The 249-nt window shown below is 42.6% G+C and carries 1 protein-coding gene; it reads left to right on the top strand.

Annotated features, from left to right (window positions below; all coding sequences use genetic code 11):
• A partial coding sequence (locus SCA31_RS24790; protein WP_410699612.1) for a polyprenyl synthetase family protein occupies nt 1-249 on the top strand: 249 nt, incomplete at both ends.

Below are 249 nucleotides of genomic sequence, written 5' to 3'. Positions count from 1 at the left end.
CATCATTTCCCATGGTGGAAAGCGTCTTCGTCCTATTATGGTTTTGATGGCCTGCGACTTATTTGGAGGTGATCTGAAAGAGGCGATCAAGCCTGCTTTAGCAATAGAGTTTTTCCATAATTTCACACTGATTCATGATGATATCATGGATGAAGCGCCGTTGCGAAGAAATAAGCCTACCATTCATACCCTGCACGGGATTAACGTAGGAATTCTTTCCGGAGACGGATTAATGCTGAAAGCTTATAA

The organism is Chryseobacterium sp. SIMBA_028, from assembly GCF_046535285.1.
Taxonomy (GTDB): domain Bacteria; phylum Bacteroidota; class Bacteroidia; order Flavobacteriales; family Weeksellaceae; genus Chryseobacterium.
The sequence above is the reverse complement of the archived record's forward strand: the minus strand, read 5'-3'. Positions and strand labels throughout refer to the sequence as shown.